Origin of the sequence: Streptomyces sp. NPDC088400 (assembly GCF_044753355.1) — a bacterium.
Taxonomy (GTDB): Bacteria; Actinomycetota; Actinomycetes; order Streptomycetales; family Streptomycetaceae; genus Streptomyces.
Genome location: NZ_JBIVMZ010000024.1, coordinates 50,292 through 67,923, shown reverse-complemented (window position 1 = coordinate 67,923; position 17,632 = coordinate 50,292). Strand labels below are relative to the sequence as shown.

At 71.2% G+C, this 17,632-nt stretch carries 13 protein-coding genes; 4 read left to right on the top strand and 9 right to left on the bottom strand.

Annotated elements, in window-relative coordinates:
* The 3 genes from ACIQD6_RS35330 to ACIQD6_RS35320 form a co-directional block, all read right to left on the bottom strand.
* Positions 1 to 167, bottom strand: a 167-nt coding sequence (locus ACIQD6_RS35330; protein WP_401890931.1) for a PHP domain-containing protein, incomplete at its 3' end; no start/stop codon positions are given.
* Between the two features lie 14 nt (positions 168 to 181).
* The gene (locus ACIQD6_RS35325) at positions 182 to 823 is read right to left on the bottom strand and encodes a TetR/AcrR family transcriptional regulator (protein WP_401890912.1); all 642 of its coding nucleotides are present in this window, start codon (positions 821 to 823) and stop codon (positions 182 to 184) included.
* Between the two features lie 126 nt (positions 824 to 949).
* Positions 950 to 3,055, bottom strand: coding sequence for an FUSC family protein (locus ACIQD6_RS35320; protein ID WP_401890910.1), 2,106 nt, complete (start codon positions 3,053 to 3,055; stop codon positions 950 to 952).
* 600 nt (positions 3,056 to 3,655) lie between these two features.
* Here ACIQD6_RS35320 and ACIQD6_RS35315 point away from each other — a divergent pair.
* Positions 3,656 to 4,498 (top strand): hypothetical protein, encoded by an 843-nt coding sequence (locus tag ACIQD6_RS35315; RefSeq protein ID WP_401890908.1) that lies wholly within the window; start codon positions 3,656 to 3,658, stop codon positions 4,496 to 4,498.
* 150 nt (positions 4,499 to 4,648) lie between these two features.
* Here the strand turns inward: ACIQD6_RS35315 and ACIQD6_RS35310 are convergent, their stop codons facing one another.
* Positions 4,649 to 5,446, bottom strand: coding sequence for a thioesterase II family protein (locus tag ACIQD6_RS35310; RefSeq protein WP_401890906.1), 798 nt, complete (start codon positions 5,444 to 5,446; stop codon positions 4,649 to 4,651).
* A gap of 546 nt (positions 5,447 to 5,992) precedes the next feature.
* Between ACIQD6_RS35310 and ACIQD6_RS35305 the strand changes: the two genes are divergently transcribed.
* The 3 genes from ACIQD6_RS35305 to ACIQD6_RS35295 all read left to right on the top strand — a co-directional run bounded on the left by ACIQD6_RS35305 (position 5,993) and on the right by ACIQD6_RS35295 (position 8,400).
* Complete coding sequence (locus ACIQD6_RS35305; protein WP_401890904.1) at positions 5,993 to 6,841, top strand: metallophosphoesterase family protein; 849 nt, start codon at positions 5,993 to 5,995, stop codon at positions 6,839 to 6,841.
* Positions 6,838 to 7,524 carry a 4'-phosphopantetheinyl transferase gene (locus ACIQD6_RS35300; protein ID WP_401890902.1) on the top strand — a complete coding sequence of 229 codons (687 nt, stop codon included), beginning with the start codon at positions 6,838 to 6,840 and terminating at the stop codon, positions 7,522 to 7,524. Before ACIQD6_RS35305 ends, ACIQD6_RS35300 begins: the two co-directional genes overlap by 4 nt.
* A 75-nt stretch (positions 7,525 to 7,599) precedes the next feature.
* Positions 7,600 to 8,400 (top strand): SGNH/GDSL hydrolase family protein, encoded by an 801-nt coding sequence (locus ACIQD6_RS35295; protein ID WP_401890900.1) that lies wholly within the window; start codon positions 7,600 to 7,602, stop codon positions 8,398 to 8,400.
* An 87-nt stretch (positions 8,401 to 8,487) separates the two neighbouring features.
* Here the strand turns inward: ACIQD6_RS35295 and ACIQD6_RS35290 are convergent, their stop codons facing one another.
* The 5 genes from ACIQD6_RS35290 to ACIQD6_RS35270 all read right to left on the bottom strand — a co-directional run bounded on the left by ACIQD6_RS35290 (position 8,488) and on the right by ACIQD6_RS35270 (position 17,628).
* Entirely contained in the window at positions 8,488 to 10,407 is a 1,920-nt protein-coding gene (locus ACIQD6_RS35290) for an ABC transporter ATP-binding protein (RefSeq protein WP_401890898.1), read from the bottom strand.
* A gap of 80 nt (positions 10,408 to 10,487) precedes the next feature.
* Positions 10,488 to 11,780 carry a glycosyltransferase gene (locus ACIQD6_RS35285; RefSeq protein WP_401890894.1) on the bottom strand — a complete coding sequence of 431 codons (1,293 nt, stop codon included), beginning with the start codon at positions 11,778 to 11,780 and terminating at the stop codon, positions 10,488 to 10,490.
* On the bottom strand, positions 11,777 to 12,586 hold the full coding sequence (locus tag ACIQD6_RS35280) for an alpha/beta fold hydrolase (RefSeq protein WP_401890891.1): 810 nt from the start codon (positions 12,584 to 12,586) through the stop codon (positions 11,777 to 11,779). Before ACIQD6_RS35280 ends, ACIQD6_RS35285 begins: the two co-directional genes overlap by 4 nt.
* 3 nt (positions 12,587 to 12,589) lie before the next feature.
* Entirely contained in the window at positions 12,590 to 12,961 is a 372-nt protein-coding gene (locus tag ACIQD6_RS35275; RefSeq protein ID WP_401890889.1) for an acyl carrier protein, read from the bottom strand.
* Positions 12,962 to 13,065: 104 nt separating this feature from the next.
* Positions 13,066 to 17,628: a beta-ketoacyl synthase N-terminal-like domain-containing protein gene (locus tag ACIQD6_RS35270; protein WP_401890886.1), complete on the bottom strand. Its 4,563-nt coding sequence runs from the start codon at positions 17,626 to 17,628 to the stop codon at positions 13,066 to 13,068.
* Positions 17,629 to 17,632: the final 4 nt, after the last annotated feature.

The window sequence follows — 17,632 nt, the reverse complement described above, 5'->3', positions numbered from 1 at the left end:
GCCTGATGGAAGAAGTCGTAAGCACCATGCAGATTCCCATGGTCCGTCATCGCGATATGCGACATGCCCATTTCCTTGCAGGCATTGAACATGTCCCCCAACCGCGCGGCACCGTCCAGCAACGAGTACTGGGTGTGGACATGCAGGTGGGTAAACGGCTGCGGCACTTCCGCTCCCCCGGTCAGGCGTCGGACTCGAGGCTGCGGGCGATCGCCCGCAGGCCGGCGGCCACGTCACGCGCCGAGGGGGCGCGCTCGGGATCGATCAGCCACTGCTGGCTCAGCCCGGCGACCAGCGCCATGTGTACAGAACCGACCGCGCGAGCCGTCTCCTCGTCGCTCGCGGCGTCGATACCGTGCAGGCCGGCCGCCATCTCCGGACGGGACCGCTCGTAGGCGTCGGCGATCTGCCGGCGGATCTCGGGAGAACGCTGCGCCTGTGCCATCGCCTCGACGCTCGCCACCAGCATCGGACGGTCCGCCGTGGTGTGGGACGCGATGATCCGCGACCACATCCGCTCAAGCCGCTCCACGACCCCGGTGCCGGGCCGTTCCCCGGCCTCTACCCCTGCCCCTGAGGCCGCTCCTGGCCCCGCCCCGGGTCCCACCCCTTCCGGACGGGTGGGCACCACCTTCTCGCCCCACTCCATGACCGACTCCAGCAGGGCCGCGTTGAGCAGTCCCTCCTTGGATCCGTAGTGGTAATTGATCGTGCCGAGCGGCGCGTTGGCCGCCGCCGCGATATCGCGCGAGGTGGTACGGGCGTATCCCCGCTCCTCCAGGCAGCGCTTGGCCCCGATCATCAACTGCTCGCGATGTCCCATGCACGTCACCGTACCTCACGTTTGAACGTCCGTTCAGAACGCTGGTTCAGAACGGACGTTCAAACATGAGCCCCATGCGTGCGAAGGTGCACGGATCGAACTTGTTCATTTGACGTGCTTCCCGCCTCAGGCGGCGGTCGTCAGGGCGCGGATGCCGTCCAGATGTGTCATGACGTCCCGCAGCGAGCGGCAGTCCGGCGGGGCCTCGGGCAGGGTGAGGGTCTCCGTGACGCGGCCGCTCTCCAGGATGTCGGCCATTTCGGACAGCGCCGTGGTCACGCCGCGCACCTCGGCGGTCGAGGGCATGGGCACCCCGTGCTCGACGCGGACGGCACACACCGTGGCGGCGTCGACGATGCGCTCCGCCCGCGCCATCACGGCGAGCCAGTCGTGCCGGTGCGTGCGGCGCGGGCCCGGCAGCTCGGCCCCGGCCGTCTCCGCGGCGGCCCGCGCCTCGGCGAGCGCGCGGTACGCGGCGTGCCGCAGCGCGATGGCCTGACCGTCCGCTCCGCGAGGCGCCGAGGGGGCGCCGGGCGTCGCCGGGGTGTCGAGTACGTGGCGCAGATACCGTTCCGTGCAGCGCAGGGCGACGGCGAACCGGTGGCCGACCCGTATCCCCGGATCCGTCAGGTGCGGGAGATGGCCGACGAGCAGCACGATGCCGCAGGCCAGCGCCGTGTCCAGCAACCGGGACAGGGTCGCCGCGGTGTCACCCACCGCATAGAGGAACGACAGCACCAGCAGGGTGATCACCGTGGTCTGGAACCCGAAGTGGCGCGTGGCCACCGGGATCAGCGCGCCGCCCGTCACGACCACCGCGATCAGCCACCAGGTTGCGTCGGGGCCCGCCATGGCCAGGGTGAACGCGAGGACACCCATGGCGGTGCCCGCGACGCGGTTCACCACTCGGGAGAAGAGGGGTCCCATGTCGGGCTTGACCAGGAAGGCGGCGGTGGCCGGGAGCCAGTACCAGTGGACCTGGTGCAGGGTGAGCGCAACGGCGGCGCTGCTGGAGACGCACAGCGCCACGCGCAGCCCGTACTCCCGCCGGGCGGGCGCGAACAGGCGCCCGCGCCACGGCCGGGACGCCGGCATGCGGAACATCGGCGTACGGACCGTGCCGGACGCCGTCTTCCGGGCGCCCGAGTGGTACGCGTCCCGCTCGCGGACCTGGGGCGGCGCCACCGCTGTCGTGCGCGAATCGTCCTGGTCCGAGGCCGGCTCGCGGCCCGGGACCGTACGGTCGAAGGTCACCGCGACGGCCAGCAGGGCATGGTCGAACGCGCCACGCTGGATCGAGTCGGAGGCAGGGCTCGCCAGCGCACCGGGGGTGGAGTCCTCCCGTACGGCCGCGGCGAGCCGGCGGGGCCCTTCCGCCACCTGATGGGGCAGGGGCCTGCCCTCCCACAGCAGCGCTATACCGGCTTCGCACAGCGCGGTGGCCGCGCCGAAGCGTTCTGTGAGCATGTCCGCCTGGGTGGAGCCGGCGCTGCGGCGCCGCCCCGGCCAGGACAGCAGCCGCATCAGGCGCAGCGCCTCGTCGGCACGCTGCTGGGCGGCGGTCAGCCGTCGGCGTGCGGCCTCGGCGTCCGGTCCGCCGAGGGCGTGGAGCGCGTCGGCGAGTGCGTCGAAGACCGCGGCGACGGCCTCCCGCTCGCCGCCACGCCACGTGCCCTTCCACCGTGGGGCACGCAGGAGGAACCGGAGCAGCAGGAGCCAGCCGGCGCCGCCCAGGTAGCAGAGGGCCTTGAGCCAGGCGGGGCCCGGCATCGGCATTCCGGCGCCGATGGCCGCGGTGACCAGCATCTGCATGGACGCGGCCGACCAGACGGGACCACCCACGCTCAGCGCGCCCGAGAGCCAGCCCACGACGAAGAGCGCGGGCACGGCGGCCCAGCGGCTCCCGGAGTCCGCGAGCAGACTGCCGCACAGTAGTCCCAGGGAGCCCGCGGCCGCCGGCAGGCCGATGTGCACCACGCCGGTGCGGCGGGTGCCCGGTCGGTCGTTGACACCGGCGAGCATGGCTCCTAGCCCGGCGAGCACGCCGAAGCCCGGCTGCCCCGTCATGGACCCCAGAGCCAGCAGCGGCCCGGCGCTCAGGGCACCGCGCAGCACGGCGGTCCAGGGAATGGGACCCGAGCGCCAGCCGAGCGGGTGCGCGAGCCAGGCCGGCACGGAACGACGGGCGGAACGGAATCGGCGGAACAGGCGGGCGAAACGTGGAGCGTACACAGGCCTCCTTGTACGACCGGTCACAGAGAGTAAAGGCATAGGACCGGCGGGCAGCGGCGACCGCGCCCTTCGACGGTAACAGTCCCGCTTGTCATTCGAGCGGCAGTTCCATTACGCGCAGATGTCCGTATGTATTCCGGACGTCACCGGAATATCTCATCGTGAGACATCGGCCCCACTTCCTCGGCTCCAGGAGTGGGCAGCCGCCCGGACGGATCACCACGCGTCCGGAGCGGAAGGGCAGTGGAGGAGGGCGCAAGCCAGCTTCACGGTGCGGCATCACACACTACCGACGGCCATCAACGGCCTTTATTCATAGGCCAGTTGAGGATCCAGACCATGCCTCGACGTCACTTCACACCGGCGGCCGGGACGGTGTTCTCCAGCAGTCGCAGACCTCGTACCGGTCCTCGCCGGAGCTTCCTGACGCCATGTCACATCACACACCGCGCACCGGAATCCCCCGGAATCGGGGTGGTGTGGCGACAAAGAGAAGTTGCCACTCGTTACCAGCCACAACGCAACAGACTCTAGTCTGCTGTACAGCGGCCACCGACAGGGTCAACAGTGGTGGCCCGGAATGAAAGGGCGACACTCACCATGACATCCGTATCCGACAGCCCGAGCAGTATCGAAGCGACCACCGTGTTGCTCCAGGGCGAGCTCCCCCAACTCGAAGCACAGCAGCAGTCACTTGAGAAGGAACTGGCCACCGTCACCGAGCGGCTGGAGTCGGTACGCACCGCACTGGGTGCTCTCCAGTCGCTGTCCCTCGCCCCACACCTGGGGGGAACCGCGGTGTCACCGGACGCCGGGGCACAGGCCGAGGCCGGCGTCGCGAGTGAGCCGGCCGTACCGGCCGCGCAGCCCGCCACGGCCGAGGAAGCCGGTCACACCGCGGAGCAGGACTCCCCGGCCGCGTCCGCCGATGTGGCCGTGCCGCAGCCGCGGACCGAGGAGGAGACGGCACCGTCCGTACGTGGCAAGGCCCGTAAGGCCGCCAAGGCGGCCGCGGGGTCGGAGCGCACGGCGGGCGCGAGCCGCAAGACCGTCGCGTCCAAGGAGGCGAAGGCCCCCACGGCGAAGAAGGCCGCGACGCCCAAGCCCGCGAAGGCCCCTGCGGCGAAGAAGGCGGCCACCGCTGTCGCGGACAAGCCGGCGGACGGCAAGAAGACCACGGACGGCAAGAAGACCGCCGCCAAGGCGACCGCCGATGCACAGCAGGACGGCGACACGCAGGCCGGCGGCCTCACGGAGCAGATCCTGGAGATCCTGGCCCGGTCCGGCAGTACGCCTGTCCGCGCCCGCGATGTGGCTTCGGCCCTGGGACGTGACGCGACGCCCGGCAGCATCAACGCCGTGCGCAGCACCCTCGACCGTCTGGTCGGCACCTCACGCGCCCACCGCGCGGGCCGCGGCCTCTACCAGGCTCCGCAGAGCTGAGCGGTACGGCCACTGGCCGCTCCACGCGGCCGGCGTACCCGGTGTCCGCCCGCTCCGGGACGGTGGACGGACCGACGGTGGCACAGTCACCGTCGGTCCGGTTGTCGGAGAATCCGGCCGCCTTGTCGGAGAATCGGGCCGCCCCGGGGTTCAGCCGCTCAGGGTGTGACCTTCCGAGGTGTGATCCGGGGAGTGACCGCCCGCCGACAGGTGTTTCCGCAGGAGCGCGATCACGGCGGGTGCCTGGGCGTTCAGGTAGAAGTGCCCACCGGGGTAGACCTTCAGGTCGAACGCTCCCGTGGTGTGCGCACGCCAGTCCTCGGCCTCGTCCAGCGAGGTCTTCCGGTCGCTGTCACCGGTCAGCGCGGAGATCGGGGCACGGACCATCGCCCCCGGCTCGCACCGGTAGGTCTCGATGGCCCGGTAGTCGCTCCGTACGGTCGGCAGGATCATGCGCAGCATCTCCTCGTCGTCGAGCAGCGCCACGTTCGTCGCGGCCATGTCCTTCAACTCCGCGACGATCCCCTTGTCATCGCGCAGATGGACCGCCTCGTCCCGGTGACGCGACGGCGCACGCCGGCCCGAGACGAACAGACGCGAGAGCTCACCGCCGTCGGCCTCGAACCGCCGCGCGACCTCGAACGCGAGGGTCGCGCCCATGCTGTGACCGAAGAACGTCGTCGGACGCTCGTGGAGCCGCCTGCCCAGTGCCGCGTAGACCTGGTCGGCCATGACCCCGATGTCATCGGGGCTCTTCTCCGCGTGCCGGTCCTGACGGCCCGGGTACTGCACCGAGAACACCTCGGCCACGGAGGACAGTTGGGCGGAGACCGGAAAGTAGAAGGACGCCGAGCCGCCTGCGTGCGGAAAACAGAAAACCTGTCTCGGGCTGTCCGGTGCGGGGTGGAAGCACCGTGACCAGAGGCTCTCTTCAGTGGACGTCGTCATGACGCCGCATCCTTGCCGGAGTGAACCGGAGGGGTCAAGGCGGACCGGCCCGCCTGTCACACATGAGAGGGTGCCCGCGCCGATTACCGGGTGGCCGACCGCCCGTGTGTGGCATGCCTGCCCGACAGAGATGAACACTCCATGGAGTTGAAGGCCCCGCCGCGCCATGTTCGCCCGACGGAACGGACAACGGCGCGCCCCACATCTCGTGGGCAGGACCGGGTTCGCGGTCGCACACCACCTGACCTGTCCCTCTTCCACGGCCTCGATATCATCGGGGTCATGCAATCCGGACGTACGGTCGAGCAAGGCAGTCACAGTGAACTGATCCACGCACAGGAAGCGCGACAACGCCCGCCCGTACGCCTCGCCTGCCCTTGATCCCCCGCGGGGACGGCTCGCCGTCGGCGACCGCACCCCGTGTCACCACCCCCGTACACCCGCACCGACCGCACCACCGCACCCGCACCGCACCGACCCGTGTCGCGTCCCGCACCGCAGGACCGGCCGGGCCGGCGTTCGAGCCCGAGTGAGAAGGACGGAATTGTGCCCGAGGGAAAACTCCTGGCCGTCAGCGATCTGCATGTCGTCCACGCCGAGAACCGCACGCTGGTCGAGACACTGCGACCGGAGTCGGACGAGGACTGGCTGATCGTCGCGGGTGATGTCGCCGAGAAGTTCGATGACATCGAATGGGCGCTGCGGCTGCTCAGCGACCGGTTCACCAAGGTGATCTGGACTCCCGGCAACCACGAGCTGTGGGCCCATCCCCAGGACCCGTGCGTGCTGCGCGGCGAGAAGCGCTATCTGCAACTGGTCGAGATGTGCCGAGGATTGGGGGTCGTCACCCCCGAAGACCCCTATCCCGTATGGACGGGCGCCGGAGGACCCGTGGCGGTCGCTCCCCTGTTCACGCTCTACGACTACACGTTCCGGGCCCCCGGTACCACCACGAAGGAGGAGTCGCTGCGAGTGGCGACCGAGGCGGGTGTGGTCTGCACCGACGAGTACTTCCTCCACCCGGACCCCTACGAGAGCAGGGACGACTGGTGCCGGGCACGCGTCGCGGAGACCGAACGGCGGCTGTCCGCCCTCGACCCGTCCCTGCGAACGGTCCTCGTCAACCACTGGCCGCTGGTACGTGAGCCCACCCGGGTGCTGTACTACCCGGAGTTCGCGCAGTGGTGCGGCACGGAGCTGACCGCAGACTGGCATGTACGCTTCCGGGCCGCCGCCGTGGTCTACGGCCATCTGCACATTCCGCGGGTCACGACGTACGACGGTGTGCGCTTCGAGGAGGTGTCGATCGGCTATCCGCGCGAATGGCGCAAACGGCCACCTCGGCAGCTGCTGCGACAGATCCTGCCCGAGCCGGCCGCGGGGAGCACCCGATGATCGAGCGGATACTGCCCGCCGATGTGGCGGCCGAAGTGGCCTACGGCGAACACACCCCGGAGTCGGGCGACGAGATGTACCCGCAGGAGAAGGCCCTGGTCGCGAAGGCGGTTCCGAAGCGGCAGCGGGAGTTCACGACCGTACGGATCCTGGCTCGGCGCGCGCTGCGCAGCCTGGGGCAGCCGCCCGTACCGCTCCTGCCCAACCGGCGTGGGGCGCCGCAGTGGCCCGAGGGCATTGTCGGCAGCATGACGCACTGCGACGGGTACCGCGCCGCCGTCGTGGCCAAGTCCGCCGCGACGGCGGCGCTCGGCATCGACGCGGAACCGAACGCGCCATTGCCGGAGGGAGTGCTGGAAACCATCACACTCCCGTCCGAACGCACACGGATCGCCTCCCTGACGGCGCGTCACCCCGAAGTCAGCTGGGACCGGCTGATCTTCAGTGCCAAGGAGAGCGTCTTCAAGGTGTGGTATCCCCTCACCGGACTCGAACTCGACTTCAGCGAGGCGGAGATCGACATGGATCCGGCAGAACGGACCTTTCATGCCCGGCTCCTGGTCCCCGGACCGGTCGTGGGAGGACAGCGGCTCGACGCCTTCTCGGGCCGCTGGATCGCCGCGCACGGCCTGGTGGCCACCGCCATTCACATGAAATATGAGACGTCATCAGTAATTCATTGACCGAAGCATCGATGTGACGCGCTGAACTGCTATTCAAGTGGTGCCCCATTCCCGCACCCTTGGAGGAGTCTTTCCGTGCGCACACACAAGGTACTTTTCGCCGCTCTCTCAGCATTTCTCCTGACCGCCACGTTTTCGCCGTCGGCACACGCGGCCGACGGCAAATACGTGGCCCTGGGGGATTCCTACGCGACAGCCCCCGGCACGCGGACGTACGACAACCCCGGCGACGCGTGCCGCCGGGGCCCGCTGACCTACCCGCGACTGTGGGCGGCCCAGCATTCGTCGGTCGCCTTCGTGGAGGCGTCCTGCTCCGGCGCGACCACCGCCGAGGTCCTCGCCTCACAGGTGCCCCAACTCACCGCCGACACCACACTGGTGACGATCCAGGTCGGCGGCAACGACGTCGGCTTCGTCGACATCCTCACCCAGTGCATCCTCACCCTGGACGACCAGGACTGCATCAACAGCGTCGAGACCGCGAAGCAGGCCGCGGGGACCACCCTGTCCCCCGCGCTCACCCAGACCTACGCGGCGGTCCGTGCCGCCGCACCCCAGGCGAGAGTCATTGTCGTCGGTTATCCCCGGCTTTATACCCTTCAGGGTTCCTGCGGCATACTCGGCCTGAGTGACGCCGAACGCGCGGCCATGAATTCGGCGGCGGACACGCTGGCGAACGTCATGTCCGCCCGTGCGGCCGATGCCGGATTCACCTTCCTCGACCCGCGGTCGGCATTCGACGCCCACTCGATCTGCTCCAGCGGCCCCGCCTGGGTCACCAGCCTTGAGTGGGACAAGATCAACGAGTCCTACCACCCGAACGCCGCGGGCCACCGCGACGGTTACCTGCCCGCTCTGAACGCCATGACCGGCTGATTCGGGGCCAGAATCGACAAGTGAGGGCGTTCCGCCGGGAAAGCGGAACGCCCTCACTCATGCCACGCCATCCGGCAGCGCGTTGTGTCAGCGCGGTGCCCGGGCGAGTTCGCCGAGGTCGTCCACGTCACCGGCGTCGCCGGTGGCACCGGCAGCACTGATGCCACTGATGTCCGTGACGCCTTCACCGGATTCGCTGACCAGCATCTGGGAGGAGGCGAGTTCGCGGTACAGCACATCCGCCTCCACCAGTTCCGCATGGGGTCCCGCCGCACGCACGAGGCCGTGTTCGAGCACCACGATCTGGTCCGCCCCGGTCACCGTGGACAGCCGGTGCGCGATCAGGATCACCGTGCAGCGCCGGGCCGCCTGGTCCACCGCCTCCCGCAGCGCCCGCTCGTTGCTCGCGTCGAGCTGGGCGGTGGCCTCGTCCAGCAGCAGCACCTCCGGCCGGCGCAGCAGGGCACGCGCGATGGCCAGCCGCTGCCGCTCACCGCCCGACAGGGTGACACCGCGGTTTCCCACCTCGGTACGCAGACCGTCGGGCAGACGCTCGATCAGTGTGTCGAGACGGGTCTGCCGCAGGACCTCCTCGATCTCCTCCCGCGACACATCGGGCGCCGCGTACCGGAGGTTGTCCTCGATGGTGCCCGCCATGACGGGCGATTCCTGCTCCACGTACGCGATGCGCCGGCGCACCTCCGCCCGGGGCAGGGTGGCGATGTCCACGCCGCCGATGCGGATCTGACCGCCCGACGGTTCGTGGAAGCGTTGCAGCAGAGCGAACATCGTGGTCTTGCCCGCGCCGGACAGTCCGACCAGCGCGGTCTGGGTACCGCCCGGAACGGTGTACGAGATCCCGCGCAGAGCGGGGCCCCGGCCGGGGTAGGAGAACCGTACGTCCCTGAACTCGACCGGTGGCGCGCCGGACGGAGACGGTCCCTCGGCTCCCACGGACTCCTCCGGCCTCGCCACGGTTTCCCCGGGTCCCGGCGGGTCGACGTCGTCCTCGACCGGCATGTGCTTGACCTGCTCGATACGGCCGACCGCGCCGAGCCCCTGTTGCAGCATGCTCAGTCCGGCCACCAGCGAGCCGACCGGGCTCGCCAGGTAGAACACGTACAGCAGGAACGCGATCAGGGCGGACGCGTCGAGGTCACCGGCGGCCACCAGCGCCCCGCCCACCCCGAGTACGGCGAGGAACGCCGCCTGGATGGACACCCCGGACAGGACCTTCACCAGCGCCACATAGCGGGCGCCGGCCAGACCGGCCCGGTACGCGCCCTCGATCGCCTCGCCCGCGCGTTCGGTCTCCCGGTGTTCGGCGCCGTTGGCCTTGACGGTCCTGGCGGCTCCGAGCGTACGGTCCAGCGCGGCGCCCACCGCGCCGACCGACTCCTGGGCGCGCGCCACCGCCTCCCGGATGCGGGGCAGGACGAGCACCATGACCAGGGCGACGGCGATCAGCACCCCGGCGGTCACTCCGAGGAGTCCCAGGTGCACCACGCCCATGAGGACCACGGCACCCAGGATGCTGAGCAACCCGTTGGCGACCAGCACCAGCCCTTCCGTGGCGGCGCTCTGAACGAGGGCGCTGTCGGAGGTGACCCGGGCGATCAGGTCGCCGGGCGGGCGGCGGTCCAGTTCGGGCACGCGCAGCCGGATCAGCCGGAACACCAGGTCACGGCGGATCTGCCGGACCACCCGTTCCGAGGTCCGCTGCTGCCACCACGACTGGAGTCCGGTGAGCCCGGCGCCCATGACGACCAGTGCTCCCAGCAGCAGCACCGGGCCGAGCACGCCGCGCCCGTCGCTCAGCCCGTCGAGTACGTGCTGCGCCACCAGTGGCTGCACCAGCCCGGCGGCGCTGGCCGCCAGGACCAGCAGCAGGGTGGCGACCAGTACCGCCCGGTGCGGACGGGCGTAGCGCAGCAGCACACGCAGTGGGGCGGAGGTGGGTGCCGGAGGGGACTCGGCCCCCTCGGAGGATTGTGGAGCCGTTGTCATGGGAGGTCCCGGGGTCGCGGATCGTGAGATGGCCGGTCGGGGGGAGGCGTCCGGTCGGGAGATGTCCCGTCAGGAGGTGTTCAGTGGGGCGCGGGCACGTGCGGGCGGGTGCCGGTGTGCGCGTCTGCGTGCGGGTCCGTACCTGTGCCCGCATACGTGTGCGTGTCCGTGTCCGCGTGGGTCTCCGAGTGCCGCGCGGCGATCCGCTCCAGATGCCCGGCAGCGGCCACATGGCCGCCGGCCGCGCGGAAGGAGCGTCCGAGCGCCTCGGCCGCCGCCCGGTGCCCGCTGTTCTCGTCCAGTACGGTCTCGATCGCCGCGCCCAGCCGGTCGGCGTCCACCCGGTTGAAGCGGACGCGCACACCGGCGCCCGCGTCGGCCACCTGTCCGGCGACGATGGGCTGGTCGTCGCGGATCGGGGCGAGTACGAGCGGCAGTCCGTGCCAGAGCGACTCGCAGACGGTGTTGTGTCCCGCGTGGCAGACGACGGCGTCGACCCGTGCCAGCAGGTCGAGTTGGGGCACATGCTCGCGTACGAGCACACCGGGCGGCACCGGCACCGACGCCTCAGCGAGTGTGCGGCCGGGGTCGACCACCACACCCCGCACCCGGTCGCCGAGCCGGCCGAGCGCGGTGACCGCCTCGGTGAGGAACCGGCCGCCCGCGTCCGCGTTGGCCGTACCGAGCGAGACGAGCACCGTGCCGAGGTCGGGGGCGGGCTCGCGGTCCAGCCATTCCCACGGGAAGTCCGCGTGTGCCGCGCGGGCGGCGATGGCCGGTCCGACCAGGTGCACCCGCTCGTTCGGCAGCGGGGCGTCGCCCAGCAGCTCGCGCCCGGTGAACGCGATGACACCGTACGGGGAGAACCGGGGGTCCACCGTCCGCGCCGGGTCTCCGATCCGTACGCGCAGGTCACCGAGCAGCTCGCTCAGCCAGGCGCCCACCTTGGGCATCCCGGCCAGTGGGTCGATGAGTTCGGCCGAGGTGGTGGCGGAGGTGGCGTACGGAATGCCCCGGCGTTCGGCGACGAGCGCGCCCGCCACGGCGTGCTGGTCGGTGAGGATCACGTCCGGCCGGAACGCGTCGATCGCGGCGTCGATGCCCGGCGCCATCGCATCGGCCAGCGGCACGAAGAACTCCGCCCACAGGAACCGGAACGCGGCGGGCCCGGTCAGTCCCGGTGGCCTGCTCAGTCCCTCTGAGGGCATCGTGCAGTCGAACGCCGTGGCGTCCGCGCCCACGAGGCGGTGGATCTGGTCGGCATGACCCGCCCACGCCACCTGGTGGCCCCGGCCGGAGAGTTCGTTCGCCACCGCGACGAGCGGGTTGACATGCCCGACCAGCGGGGGGACGACGAGCAGGAACCGGGTCACCGCACCGCCTCGACGAGCGTGTGTTCGCGCACCCACTCCAGGACCAGGTCCCGGGTCTCTTCGGTCCGTTCGACCAGCACGGAGTGTCCCTGTTCGGCGAGGACCACGGTGCGGCACGAGAGCAACTTGCTTTCGAGGTCCGGCACTTGTCCGCTCAGGCCCGACTCGTCGCCGAAGATCGCCAGGACGGGGCAGTCGAGAGCGGAGAGATCGTCGTCGATGACACGGCCGGAGGGGACGTCCTCGGCGAGTGTGGTGGTCCGCAGGATACGGCTCGCGCCCCGGGAGAGCCGTGCGGTGTGCGCGCCGTGGTTGTCCGAGATCCAGCCGATGACATCCTCGCGGGAGAGCTGGCGCTTGGCGTCGTCGAGACCGACGGCCATGTGCCGGGTCCACTCCGCGACCGGGGGCTCGGACTCGATCATGGTGACGGTGGCGACCCGGTCGGGGTGCCACGCGGCGGTTCCGGCCGCGATCGTGCCGCCGAAGGAGTTGCCGACCAGATGCACCCGGCGGGTCTCGCCCAGTGCGTCGAGCAACCCGACGAGGTCGCCCACGAAGGACTCCAGCCGGTAGCCGCTGTCCGGCCGTTCGCTGCGTCCGTGCCCCCGCAGGTCGTACATGATCACGTCGAAGCCGGCCGCGGCGAAAGCGGGGCCGAGCGTGAAGTAGTAGCTGGCCAGGCTGTCGGTGAGCAGGCCGTGCACGAACACCACGACCGACGGCTCGCTGCCGTCCGCCGGGCGGTCGGCGGCGGGGAGCCGCTGCACATGGGTGGTGATCTCGCCGGTACGGATCTTGGTCATGGCTCAGACCTGCCCACGGGTATCGGAACCGGCAGCGGTGTCAGCGTTGGCGGTGGCGCGCAGCGATGCCACGACGTAGTCCACCAGCTCGCCGACGGTGAGCGCGATGATCTCGTCGAGTTCGAGATCGGCGATGAAGAGCGCGAGGTTGACCCGGTCGCCGTAGTGCTCGCGCAGCACGCCGGCGAGCGTCACCAGGTCGATGCTCTCCAGTTCGAGATCGTCGTGGAAGGTGGTCTCCCGGGCGATCTCGACGTCGTCGAGACCGCCCTCCTCCAGCAGCTCCCGCAGCATGTCGGTGATGTCGGCCAGCACGGCCGCGCCGTCGCCCCCGCGGGGTTCCGCCGCCGTGAACTCGATCGCCTCAGTGCTCATCAGAACTCTCCTGTCGTCGTGGTGCCGGGTCCGGTGTCACCGGTCTCCGTGTCACTGGTCGTCGCGCCGCTCGTAAGTCTCTTGGCGTTTTGGTCACCCGCGTCTCAGTCACCCACGTCACCGGTCGTCTCCTCGCCGCTGGTCCAGGCGACGATGTACCGCCGCTCGGGCAGACCGTCCGGATTGGCCAACTCCTGCACGCTCACCTCGTACGGCCGGCCCTCGGTCTCCACCCGCAGCCGGTCCGTGTCGGCGGCCACCACGCGGAAGTCCGTCGGACGACCGCGCAGACCGGTGCCCCGCGCCTTGGCGACGGCCTCCTTGGCCGTCCAGAACCGGGTGAACCAGACCGGTCCGCTGCCGGGCGTTCCGGCCACCAGCTGGTCGAGCAGGGCCAGTTCCGGCGCGTCGCACGCCGTCACGGCGGTGGACCTCGGCCGCTCGGCGATCTCCTCGATGTCGATGCCGCACGGTCCACGCCGGGCGACGGCGACACCCATCTCGTGGCGGTGGGCGATCGACACGGTCATCTCGCCCACCGCGCGCCCGTGCACACCCTCGACCAGGGGACGCCCCTCGTCGTCGTTGCGTACGGCGATCTCGGCCGGGTAGATCTCGCCCGCGCCCTCCCGCCACAACAACCCGCGCACCGCGTCCTTGGCGGCGATCCTGCCGAGCAGCCACTGACGCCTGCGGACGGGCGGAAGCTCGCCGTAGCGGGCGCGTTCGGCGCCACCGAGCATGTTGCGCATGATCAGCTCGCGGGTCGCCAGGTCCGGCCAGCGCTCGTGCACCGCCGTCCAGCCCTGGGGCTGCCGCGCGGACAGTGTGTTCTCGCCGGGAAAGCGGTCCACCGCGCGGATGGTGGGGTCGGTGTCGAAGCGGCGGTCCTGCCAGCCGGTGAACTCCGCCCACACCCGGCCGCCGTTGACCAGTTGCATGTCCGCCGTGAGCGTGGTGTCGGTGACGTCGGTGATCCGGATCGTGCAGGTCAGCCGCTCCCCCGGCCTCGGGTCGGGACCGTGGAAGCGGATGCGTTCCATCCCTACGGGGAAGACGGTGGTGCGCTCGGTGAGCGTCGCCATGATCCAGTAGCCCAGCAGCTGGCCGACGTTGTCCAGCAGAGCGCCAGGGGCCTCCGGCGCGGTGAGGATTCCCCGCACATGCCGGTCACCGAGCGCGGTCAGTTCGCTGACGCCCTGGAAACGCGGGCCGTGGAACATCCACCGCTCGCTGTAGAGCTGTTCGGCCCGCATGCCGGGCACTCGCTCGGCGGCCGGGTCGACCGCCCAGGCGTCCGGCGGCGGGGTGTGACGGGCCGCCAGTTCGACCACCGCCCGGGAGAAGCCGGTCAGGCTCACCTCGACCCGGTCGGGAGCCAACTGCCGTACTACCACCAGCACATCGACGGCCGGGATGGCCTCGATCCACTTCAGCAGCCGTACGTCGTGGACCGCGACCGCGCGCATTCCGGGGACCGCCCGTTCGGCGATCTCCATGAGGTGCCCGATCACCGTGGTGGCGGGCACGATCGGCCAGCGGTCGGCTTCGTCGGGCCATCCGGGCCGCTGCCGGAAGAAGCAGTGGTCGAGGAGGTACGGCATCTCGGCGACGTCCACGCGCAGCACCTCGGTGACCTCGCCCGGAGCACGGGCGGGGACCGCGGGTGCCGGTGCTCGGACAGGTGCCGGTGCTCGGACGGGTGCCGGCGGGGCCGCCGCGCGTACGGCGCGGTGCGCGGCACCGGCCCTTGCCCCGCCGTGGGCGTTGATGAGTTCGTTCGCGACAGCGGCGGTGTCGTTCAGGAGCGCGGACAGCTCGGCCGCGACGGGGAACCGGTTCCCCGCCCGCCCCAGCAGGTCCAGTGCCCCACCGTCGGCGACAGCGGGAGCCGGAACGTGGGCGGGAACGGCCGGCCGGGGCACGACCGCGGCGAAAGCCTTCCGGGTCTCCTCCGGCAGCGACACCAACGCCCCGCCGAGATCGAGCCGTACCCCCGGACCCGACGGCCGGACGCTCGCGGCGGCGGTCGTCGCGGCCGTATCCGCCGTGCTTCCGAGCAGCGGGCCGACGTCGGGCGCCGCGCCGTCCACCCACAGCGCGGTGACCACGCGGCGCAGCTGCGCCAGGCTGTCCCGTGCCGTGGAGTGCGCGGAGACCACCAGCCGGTCCTGGCCGGCCAGGGTGTCGTCGATCAGCGAGCCCAGCTGACCCGCGCCCAGCTGGATGAACGCGCGGTACCCCGCGTCGTGCATCGCGGAGATCAGCTGCCGGAACCGCACCGGTTCGAGCAGGTGCCGGACGAACAGCTCCCGTACGGCGCCGGGTTCGGCGGGGTAGAGCGCGGCGGTCGTCGCCGACCACACCGGTGTGCTCTGCGGGTGCAGCGTGTAGGTCTCGGCGGCCCGCCGGATCGGGGCCAGGTACGGCGCGAGCATCGGGGTGTGGAATCCGGAGCGGAACGGCAGCACCTGCCCGATCACACCCCGCTGCCGGAGCCGTTGGACAAGGTCGCCGACGGCTTCCTGCGGACCGCAGATCATCGACTGGTTCGGTGCGTTGTCGTGCGAGAGCACCACATCGGTACGGTCGGCCAGCTCGGCGAGCACCTGTTCGGCGGGCATGCCGAGAACGCCGAACACCGCGCCGGGCACGCGCAGCGCGTCCGGGTCGAAACCGGCGAGGAAGGTGTCGACCTCGTCCGCGGCGTGGATGCCGCCGCAGGCCATGGCGGTCCACTCCCCCACACTGTGCCCGGCGACCGCGTCGGGCACCACGGCGAGCCTGCGCAGCGCGGTGTCGAGCAGGCGTCCGAGCTGGAACACCGCGGCGCCGTGCCGCCCCACATCGCCGACCCGGGCGTCCTCACCGGTCGTCCAGGCGAGGCCGAACCGCTCGGCCAGTCCGCCCACTTGGGCCTCGAACTCGGCTTCGAGTCCGGGGAAGACGAACGCGGTCCGCCCGCCGCCCGGTCCGAGCAGGGGGCTCGGGGTGAACCACACATCGCTGCGTCCGCGCCAGGCGACGCCCTTGCCCACGGCCTTGCGTGCCAGCTTCAGCCGGCGCGCGGTCGGGTCGACGATGCCCAGGCGGACAGGGCCGGCCGCGGCCGGGTCCGCGCGCTCGTCGAGGCCGCCGGCCAGGACCGCCGCGTCGTCGGCGGCCAGCAGAGCGGCCAGCTCCGACGGATGGTCCGCCGCGAGCCGCAGCACCCGTTCCGGCTCGGTCACGACCGTACGCGCGGTGCGCGGGACCGGCGCGGTGGCCGGCTGTTCCAGGACGACATGGGCGTTGATGCCGCCGAAGCCGAAGGCGTTGACACCCGCCCTGCGCGGCACACCGGTGGCGGGACTCGCCCACGGCCGGGCCGTCGCGAGCGGGGCGAACCGGGTGGCGTCGAGCGCGGGGTTCGGCTCGTCGCAGTGCAGGGTCGGGGGCAGCACACCGTGGTGGATGGCGAGTGCGGCCTTGATGAGTCCGGCGACACCGGCGGCCGGCATGGTGTGGCCGATCATCGACTTCACCGAACCGATGGCAGCCCGGTCTTCTCCCGCGGCCGGTCCGAACACCTCGGTCAGCGTGGTCAGTTCGGCCCGGTCACCGGCCGGGGTGGCGGTGCCGTGCGCCTCCAGCAGCCCGATGGCGTCGGCCGCGCGCGGGTCGAGGCCCGCCGCGTGCCAGGCCTGCCGGACCGCGCGGACCTGACCGCCCGGGTCGGGGTTGAACAGGCTGGCGGAACGGCCGTCCCCGGCGACACCTGTCCCGGACACCACGGCATAGATCCGGTCGCCGTCGCGCTCCGCGTCCGCCAGCCGCTTGAGCACCACGACGCCGGTGCCCTCACCGATGAGGACGCCGTCCGCGTCCCGGTGCAGCGGCCGGATCCGCTCGCTCGGCGACAACGCCCCGAGCTGGCTGAACACACTCCACAACGTGATGTCGTGGCAGTGGTGCACACCTCCGGCCAGCATCACGTCGCAGCGCCCGGTGGCCAGTTCACGTACCGCGTGGTCCACCGCCACCAGTGAGGAGGCGCAGGCGGCGTCCACGGTGTAGGCGGGACCGCGCAGATCGAGCCGGTTGGCGACCCGCGAGGCGGCCAGGTTGGGTACGAGCCCGATCGCCGACTCCGGCCGTTCGGGGCCGAGTTGTCCGGCGAAGGCCGTCCGTACCTCCTCGATCCGGTCCTCGCCGAGTTCGGGCGCCACCTCACGGAGCGTACGCACGAGCTGGTTCGCGGTCCGCACCCGCTGGTCGAGCCGGACGAGGCCGGGCGTCAGATAGCCGCCCCGGCCCAGGACGATCCCGACGCGCTCCCGGTCGGTGGGGAGTACGGAGTCGCCTCCGGCGTCCGCGAGCGAGCCGTGGGCGACCTCCAGCGCGATCAGCTGGTCCGGCTCGGTCCCCGGTACGGAGGTGGGCATGATGCCGAACCGGGTGAGGTCGAACTCGGCGTCCTGGTCGACGAATCCGCCGCGCCGGCAGTACATCCGGTCGCTGCGCCGGGGCCCGTCGGGTGCGTAGAACTCCTCGTCCCAGCGGTTGGCGGGCACCTCGGTGATCGAGTCGACGCCGTTGACGATGTTGTGCCAGTAGCTGTCCAGGCCTCTGGCACCCGGGAAGAACACATCCATGCCGACGATGGCGACCGGCGTGCGGGAGTCCACCGTG

What these genes read in the sequence shown, in the direction of transcription:
- ACIQD6_RS35310 (WP_401890906.1), bottom strand. Translation starts at nt 5,446, where the DNA reads ATGACGACGTCCACTGAAGAGAGCCTCTGGTCACGGTGCTTCCACCCC.
- ACIQD6_RS35300 (WP_401890902.1), top strand. Translation starts at nt 6,838, where the DNA reads ATGATCGAGCGGATACTGCCCGCCGATGTGGCGGCCGAAGTGGCCTAC.
- ACIQD6_RS35325 (WP_401890912.1), bottom strand. Translation starts at nt 823, where the DNA reads ATGGGACATCGCGAGCAGTTGATGATCGGGGCCAAGCGCTGCCTGGAG.
- ACIQD6_RS35280 (WP_401890891.1), bottom strand. Translation starts at nt 12,586, where the DNA reads ATGACCAAGATCCGTACCGGCGAGATCACCACCCATGTGCAGCGGCTC.
- ACIQD6_RS35315 (WP_401890908.1), top strand. Translation starts at nt 3,656, where the DNA reads ATGACATCCGTATCCGACAGCCCGAGCAGTATCGAAGCGACCACCGTG.
- ACIQD6_RS35275 (WP_401890889.1), bottom strand. Translation starts at nt 12,961, where the DNA reads ATGAGCACTGAGGCGATCGAGTTCACGGCGGCGGAACCCCGCGGGGGC.
- ACIQD6_RS35290 (WP_401890898.1), bottom strand. Translation starts at nt 10,407, where the DNA reads ATGACAACGGCTCCACAATCCTCCGAGGGGGCCGAGTCCCCTCCGGCA.